This is a genomic window from Apilactobacillus kunkeei, assembly GCF_001421115.1.
GTDB lineage: Bacteria > Bacillota > Bacilli > Lactobacillales > Lactobacillaceae > Apilactobacillus > Apilactobacillus kunkeei_F.
The window spans coordinates 1-7,601 of the sequence record NZ_JXCW01000007.1 but is presented as its reverse complement, the minus strand read 5'-3'; the positions used below and the strand labels follow the sequence as shown (position 1 = coordinate 7,601).

Annotated in this window: 10 protein-coding genes; 9 read left to right on the top strand and 1 reads right to left on the bottom strand. The window is 31.1% G+C overall.

Going from position 1 to position 7,601, the window contains the following annotated elements:
• The 5 genes from RZ55_RS07285 to RZ55_RS06950 all read left to right on the top strand — a co-directional run.
• Nucleotides 1-326, top strand: a 326-nt coding sequence (locus tag RZ55_RS07285) for a hypothetical protein (RefSeq protein ID WP_171823271.1), incomplete at its 5' end; no start/stop codon positions are given.
• Between the two features lie 2 nt (nucleotides 327-328).
• Nucleotides 329-877 (top strand): hypothetical protein, encoded by a 549-nt coding sequence (locus tag RZ55_RS06965; protein WP_054483998.1) that lies wholly within the window; start codon nucleotides 329-331, stop codon nucleotides 875-877.
• Between the two features lie 11 nt (nucleotides 878-888).
• Nucleotides 889-1,329, top strand: a complete 441-nt coding sequence (locus RZ55_RS06960) for a hypothetical protein (RefSeq protein WP_054483999.1) — start codon at nucleotides 889-891, stop codon at nucleotides 1,327-1,329.
• A gap of 606 nt (nucleotides 1,330-1,935) precedes the next feature.
• On the top strand, nucleotides 1,936-2,700 hold the full coding sequence (locus tag RZ55_RS06955) for a replication initiation protein (protein WP_054484000.1): 765 nt from the start codon (nucleotides 1,936-1,938) through the stop codon (nucleotides 2,698-2,700).
• Between the two features lie 17 nt (nucleotides 2,701-2,717).
• Nucleotides 2,718-3,140, top strand: a complete 423-nt coding sequence (locus RZ55_RS06950) for a hypothetical protein (protein ID WP_054484001.1) — start codon at nucleotides 2,718-2,720, stop codon at nucleotides 3,138-3,140.
• Between the two features lie 71 nt (nucleotides 3,141-3,211).
• Here the strand turns inward: RZ55_RS06950 and RZ55_RS06945 are convergent, their stop codons facing one another.
• Nucleotides 3,212-3,865 (bottom strand): hypothetical protein, encoded by a 654-nt coding sequence (locus tag RZ55_RS06945; protein WP_143444233.1) that lies wholly within the window; start codon nucleotides 3,863-3,865, stop codon nucleotides 3,212-3,214.
• A 162-nt stretch (nucleotides 3,866-4,027) separates the two neighbouring features.
• Here RZ55_RS06945 and RZ55_RS06940 point away from each other — a divergent pair, with 162 nt between their 5' ends.
• The 4 genes from RZ55_RS06940 to RZ55_RS06925 form a co-directional block, all read left to right on the top strand.
• Nucleotides 4,028-4,378: a hypothetical protein gene (locus RZ55_RS06940; RefSeq protein WP_054484003.1), complete on the top strand. Its 351-nt coding sequence runs from the start codon at nucleotides 4,028-4,030 to the stop codon at nucleotides 4,376-4,378.
• A 670-nt stretch (nucleotides 4,379-5,048) separates the two neighbouring features.
• Complete coding sequence (locus tag RZ55_RS06935; protein ID WP_054484004.1) at nucleotides 5,049-5,411, top strand: helix-turn-helix domain-containing protein; 363 nt, start codon at nucleotides 5,049-5,051, stop codon at nucleotides 5,409-5,411.
• Between the two features lie 50 nt (nucleotides 5,412-5,461).
• Nucleotides 5,462-6,043, top strand: a complete 582-nt coding sequence (locus RZ55_RS06930; protein WP_057176108.1) for a recombinase family protein — start codon at nucleotides 5,462-5,464, stop codon at nucleotides 6,041-6,043.
• Between the two features lie 367 nt (nucleotides 6,044-6,410).
• The coding region (locus tag RZ55_RS06925; protein WP_143444231.1) for a hypothetical protein at nucleotides 6,411-7,601 on the top strand (1,191 nt) is incomplete at its 3' end.

Below are 7,601 nucleotides of genomic sequence, written 5' to 3'. Positions count from 1 at the left end.
AGAACCTAAAACAAGTCGAAAAGTCTTTAAATGAGCGTCAAACTAGGCTAAACGAATATGAAAAAGGTGTCGATCAATACAAAGAAAAATTAGTTGGTAAAGCCGTTGAAATCGGGAACTTCGAACAAGCTAAAAAGACTAACAACACTAGCATGAGTAGTCTTTCCAAGCTTGCTAAAGATAAATTAGGACCTCTTACCGAAATATATAACGAGCAACAACGTAGCCGTGAAAGTGCTGAAAGATACGCTAATCAACTAAAGAAACGAGAACAAGAACGAGAAATGGAAGAATACAGAAGACAGCAAGAACGTGGAGGAAGATAGAAATGGAAGACATTAACAACAAGAAAATTTTAACTGAACTTTTAAACGCAATTAATGGAAATGTTTTAGACGTTAAAAACGTCCCCACAGTTAACATTCAAATCACGGAATTAAAGCAACAGGCTCGCGAAGAAATTGAAAATGTAACCCGTGGCTATCAAAACAAACTAGAAAGCAAAATTTATCGTGATACAAAACTAATGGACGACCTTATCAAGCAACGTTTAGAAGAGATTGATTCAGAGAATCAGAGCAACATTAATGGCTATTATGAAAAATACGCCAAGCAATTAAGTTCTGATACTGAATACTCTGAAATCCGCAAAAAGCTATTGCTAGATACAAACGAAGAATATCGCTTATTTAACCAACGTTCTAAACAATTATTCGATAAATTAGATCAAATAGACGAAAAGATTGAAAAATTGGAAAAAATGACCTATTACACACGTTTTAAATCCATTATCAGTACTTTTATCGCATTAGCATTACCAACAATTGCAGTAGCTGTTTTAATCGTATTTACGTTGGTATGGCTTTTTAATCATTAGGGGGTGTTTTAATGGGTTTTCACGCCTACAAAGAATCTAAACTACCAAAAGATTTTGAAAGTAAATTTGCTGATCAAAATAAGCTCGATAAAGAAGATTACACTCACCCTATTCCAATCATCTTAGTAATCGTGCTTACGCTAGTGTTATTAGTAAGTCTTAGCATTGTTAAATATAATAAAAATCATGAAATTTCTGTAAGGGAATCGAAAGTTTATACTGAAAGACATCTAAAAGATGTCGTAGAAGCTCAAAAATCGCTTTCTAAGCGAATTAAAAGTTATTTGTATGTAAATAATGGCAAAGTATCTAAAAACGTTAAAAACAGCCTAAATAACGAATATAATCGTTTATCAGACCAATTAGATAAAATGGATCAAAATAACGACACTGTTTCTAGATTGCATAGTGATTTAGATTTAGATAGAACTGGTATTGATACGCTCTCCTAGTTCTCTGTATTAACTGTATTATTATGTATATAAATATATTAGTATAACTAGCATTGCATTTTGCAACACGGAACAAAAAAACCACTAACTTAGAAAGTTAGTGGTTTTTGAGTAGTAGTAATCTATTTCCTGTAAACAATTCATAATTTACAGGAATTCTAAATAAAATCAAAAAAATAAAAATGAAAAAGTTTAATGACAGAATTATTTTCATCAAAATTAATAACTAAACAAATTTCACTTAGACTTGTCATAAACAAGTCCACTAAAAATTATAACATTCATACGGGATTTTTTTAAGGGTTTTCACATAAACTAGCTCACATAAACGAATCCCTTTTTTTATACTTAAATAATACTTTAAATTATACTTTATATACTTAGGGGATTTTTAAATGCCTTTATATCAATGTTTATAAGACCTTATGAACAGTAAAAAGCACATGTATGAACAGTAAAAAGCACATGTATGAACAGTAAAAAGCACATGTATGAACAGTAAATTGCACACGCATGAACAGTAAAAATATAAAAATAATGTTGATTGTACTGTTTATTAAATATATACTTACATAAAACAATTATATCTTAAAGGAGAACGAAAACATGCCTGATAAAATGAAACATATCTGGTCTAGCGATAGAAACTTTAATTTTGAAGAAATCCAAGATCAAAGATATTACTTAGTCGCAGAACACAACGACCTTATTACTAAAGCAAGACATGATTTAAATGCTAGAGAATTAAAGATAATGGACTATGTTGTATCTAAAATAAAGCCAGATGACGAGCATTTTGATACGGTAGAGACATCTATGTATGAATTGTCTAGCGTTCTTAACATTAAAAGAAACGGGAGAACATACTCTCAATTAGCTGATAGCTTAAATACGATGCGAAAAAAAGACTTTTATATATATAACGAAAAAGAAAAATCTATAACTATGACGGGTTGGTTTGAAAGAGCAAAACTTTGGGAAAATGGACAAATCGAGCTAAAGATAAATGAGGATCTAGCCCCCTATTTACTACAATTAAAGGGAAACTATACTCAATACTTCCTAGATGACACAGTGAAATTGAAGAGTAAATATTCAATTTTGTTGTACAAGTTAATAAGAGAATCTGATAAGAGTCGCGGTTCTAGCATTACCATTCTTAATGGTTCTCCAGAAGAATTTAAAACATGGTTAGGTGCCCCAAAATCTTATAATTACGGGAGATTTAAGCAAAATGTCCTACTTCCTGCTATTGATGAAATCAACTTAAAAATTAGAGATATAGATTTAGAGCTACTACAAGGATATAGAGGACGAAAAGTAGTACAAGTTGAATTACATAACAACTTTATAAGAAATAAAAAAATCTAATTTAGGGGATCTTAACAATGCCAAAGACTGTTAGAGAATTATCAAATCTATTCGGTGTGTCAAAACAAGCAATAAATAAGAGAATGACTGCTGAATTTAGGCGTCAACACGTTACCAACAAGACTATCAAAGGTGTTAAAACTATGTTGGTAGATAGCTCCGGAGAAAAGCTATTAAAACAGGCTTTCCAATCCGACAACCACCAACAACAATCCGACAACCAAGATAGTCAACTGGTTGTCGACGTACTAAGAGAACAGGTTAATAGTCAAAAAAAAGAACTGGACATCAAAAATGAACAGATAAAAAAATTGCAAACTCTATTAGACCAGTCCCAGCAACTACAACTTATATCTAATAAAAAAATAGAAAAAATTCAAAAAATAGAAAGTAATAAGAGAGATAAAAAGAAATGGTGGAGATTCCATCAAAAAAAATAAGCTTATTTATCAGGCCATGTTGATAGTCATAATAAAAAAGCAAGGAGATTTTTCTCCTTGCTTTTTTATTATTAATTTCTAAACCATGCTGTTTTTGGCCAATTATAATGTGAGGGGCCGCCCTTGAAAGAAGAACAGTTCTTCACACCATGTCCCTTTTGATTTAATCCATCGCATTTACTCATGGAACCTATTGATGTACAACCATATTTAAGTGCATGCCAATCACAATCACTACCTACGAAATCAATCCAAGCTCTTGGATTGAATTTACCCCAATATTTGTGATCAGAGTGTGGGCCATTAAATCTGTTACAGTGTACATGTGTACCCTTATGAACATATTCTCCACTATAGGTTTGACCACGATATGACTTTCCACTATATGAGCGATATGATAAGACGAATAATGAACCATCAGTTAAATCAGATTCGCTGTTCATTTTATCCATGTTTCCAATAAATGATTGAAAGTTAACCACTTTCGCATTTGCATCTTTTGCACTATCGTTTAAGTAATCTTCAATAATTAGTCTACCATTATCTTTTTCGACTTTAATATTACTATCACTTTTAGAAATTTGATACAAAGAGTTGACAGTATCGGAACTCACAGATTTTAAATCGTATGTAGCTTTCAAAATAACATTATCACTAGACATATTGTCCATGTTATTCATGTTTGTACTATCAGCATTGGAAGTAATGTTACTTTTAAAAAACATTACTGACAATAATAATAGTGGTAACAAAATAATTGCATTCTTTATCTTTGAATTTTGCAAAATTTTAATCCTCCTCATAACTATATATTAACTTTATGTCATATCAATGATATCATTGATTCAAGTAAAATTAAACATTAATTAGATTGGGGTTATATTTTTATGAAAAAAGTTATTCTTTCATTACTAGGGATAGTAGGGGTTATTGTTATTTCTTTTATAGGTATTTCTATGTATAAACAATCTGGATTCGCTGTACATAATCAATATTATGAAATTGTAAAAAAAGAAAGTAGTTTAAAAAAAGTATGTAACGATCCAGAGATTTACAAATTCATTAGAAAAAACTATAAATCTAAAGTGGATTTCACAGATAATCAGGGATCTGGGCATGCATTTTACTATGTTGCAACCTACGGAAAAAAATCACCTGCAATAGGCGTTAAAGGTAATTTTGTAAAATCAGGATCAAAAATAACAAAAATTTTCAACGCTGATAAACTAAGTAACTAAAAAGTGCAATAAAATTAATAGATTATTGCATATAAAAAGAATGTTAACATGAAGTCATCTATATTATGCAAATAACATATGAAAAAAACCATCGTTAAAAACGATGGTTTTTTTGGTACATATTGTTTTGTAAAAACTACATATTGTGTTATAATTAAATTAGGTGTCAGTATATGTTCTGAGCCTATTATACTAAAAAACGCCTAGACTTCTGGCGTTTTTGGGGGGATTGGTTATCGGAAAAATACCATAATAACCAACCTTTATGTTGTATTTTGATAGTCTTTTTATATCTTATTTGATAACCATATTCCTCTTAGAAAGGAGGGATATAGTCCATGATCCTTCTAATTATTTTTGGATCAATGCCTTTTGGATTATGCCAAATGATTCAATACTACAAAAAACTCAAAGGATAATTGAGTTAAGTTAGAGATGTGATAGCTGCAACTATCACATCTCTTTCTTTTTCTATTGATTATTATATTCTGTTAATGTATAATTTACAACAAGTACACTCTATATATGTAGCAGATTTTTAAACTTGTTTAAAAATCTGCTACATATATAGTTTAATAATAAACTAATTAGTTAGAATTATATTACTATTCGGTATGAAATATTTTTCTATACAATATATAATATGCGAGTTTTAATAGGAGATATAAATATGATAGAAGACGATAAAGATATGACAGAGCTATATGCTAACTGGAGAAAAGAGCAATATCATGAAAACAAAGGATTTTTTCCTATTTTTCAATCTTTTTCAAGTAAGATGACAAAATTATCAAATGGAGCAATTGCTTTATATGTATTTTTGGGACTCAAATCAAACTACAAGACTGGTGTTTCTTTTTATAGCGTTAAAAAATTAAGTATTATTTTCAATAAATCACCACGTACAATTAGTTTTTGGATTAAAGATTTAGAAGATAATAAACTGATATATAGGAAACAAAAAACATTAAATGGAGTAAGCACAACCTACTTACTTCCATACTCAGATAAAAATAAAGATACCAATTTTTAAATGATAATTTATATTAAATATTCTATATCTACATGAAAGAGGATAATTACATGATATACGGGTATGCAAGAGTTAGTACTTTAGGTCAATCACTAGATAATCAAGTCCAAGACCTTAGGGATAATGGTGTATTAAAAAAGAATATCTACACTGATAAATACACTGGTACTAGTACGGACAGAGTAGGATTCCAAAAGTTATTAGATACTTTAAAATCAGATGACTCTTTGGTGGTTACTAAACTAGATAGATTAGCTAGAAATACTAGAGAAGCACTTAATGTACTTAACGAATTACAAGATAAAAATATTAAGATCAACATTTTAAATCTTGGGCTTATCGATAATTCATCAATCGGGAAATTTACGACAACCGTTTTATTAGCTGTTGCTGAAATGGAAAGAGATATGATTGTTAATCGAACCCAAGAGGGTAAAAAATATGCTAAAAAGCATAATCCTAATTATCGAGAGGGGCGTAGGACACGCCTCACAGGAAAGAATAAGGACAAGTACCCAGCTATTTATGAATATAAGCAGTCTCACACGGCTGAGGAGACCGCAAACGCATTTGGAATATCTGTCAGAACGGTTTTCTATGTAAATTCAATTTTTAAAGATAGCGGAAAGTAAAATGATAGATGTGATCTTGAACTTAGAACGAAATTTCTTGAGGAATTTCGTTCTATTTTTTTATCTGAAGATAAAAAAATATGAGCTAATTTGAAATGAAATTCTCAAATTGCGAATATGATTTTTTATTCATGAGAATAAAAAATGCACTGGTAAAAATTCAGTTCAAAGACTGAAATTTTTACTGGCATGTAATTTAGCCGAGAGGATAAATTATGTGCCACTAGCTCTCTGCAAGAGCCACGTAAATTCCACCGCTTGCGGTGAATTTGATAAGTGGCTATCATTTTACCGCAACATTCTGCTATAATCCTATGTATCAAGTAAGCATTATTCTATTTATGTTTAGTATGGGAGGTCTGCAAAAATGAAAATAACCGCTACTTTGAATATCGCCAATCAATCATTTTCGGGTGTAAAAAAACATGTCGAACATGACAAAAAAATTAACCATTCAAACAAAAGTATCGACTATGAAAAAACTCAACTTAATCAGACAAAAGAAATTCTAAATTCTGATGATTTAAATCAAATTAAAAAAGAACGTTATCAGGATCAATTTGAAAAATATAATGCTAGTCAGAAAAAAAGTAGACACATTAGCAAGATGTTTAAAAATGTAAATGAGTTTGTAAAATCCAAAGAAAAAACAAACAGTTTTGATAAAACGGGTGTGGCTACATTTGGAAATAAGCAAAATCAAGATGAGCTTTTGGACGGAAAAAGTCCTGATGAAATAAAAAATATATTAATAGCTGAAAGTAAAGGTATGGCAGAATATGCCGATCATTTTAACGAGCGTCATCAATTCATCAAGGTAGCAAGATATACAACCAATGTTGATGAGTCCACGCCTCACATTCACATGCAAATGATACCGCTTGGGAAAACCGCTAATGGCAAACCTAGTATGAGTTTGAATGCAGCATTAAAAGCTGAATATCAATATCAAACTGGATCAAGCATTACCGACACCCGAAAGGCTTTAAGTTGGTTTCGAGAACAAGAAGATAACGCATTAGTTTCGTCCGTCAGTAAAGAGTTAGGAAAAGACTACTCCCTAACCCGTACCAACGAGCATGTCCAAGACTTTGACGCTTACAAGAAAATCAAAGAGCGTTTAGACGATAAAACCGAAGAAAATAAGCGACAAGCCAAAATCCTAAAGTTTCACGAAACCGAAATGGCAAAGTCTAAGGTGCGAGCTATCGAATTCATTGCACAGCACCAACCAACCCACAAAGTTCCTATTTCCGCAAAGGTTCAAGAACCGCATGAAGTGCAAACAGCACAAGGATTCAAAGAGCATAAAATGACATCCGCCAGCTACTTGTTCCAATCAGCAATGGAAATCGTCCAAAAATACGCAAAAATGACCGTTGAGAAAATAAAAAAATGGGAAAAATCATTGCAAGACCGCCAAAAACAACTAGATAAACGTGAAAAAGAAATAGCCCAAAGGGAAAAGAACCTAAAACAAGTCGAAAAGTCTTTAAATGAGCGTCAAACTAGGCTAAACGAATATGAAAAAGGTGTCGATCAATACAAAGAAAAATTA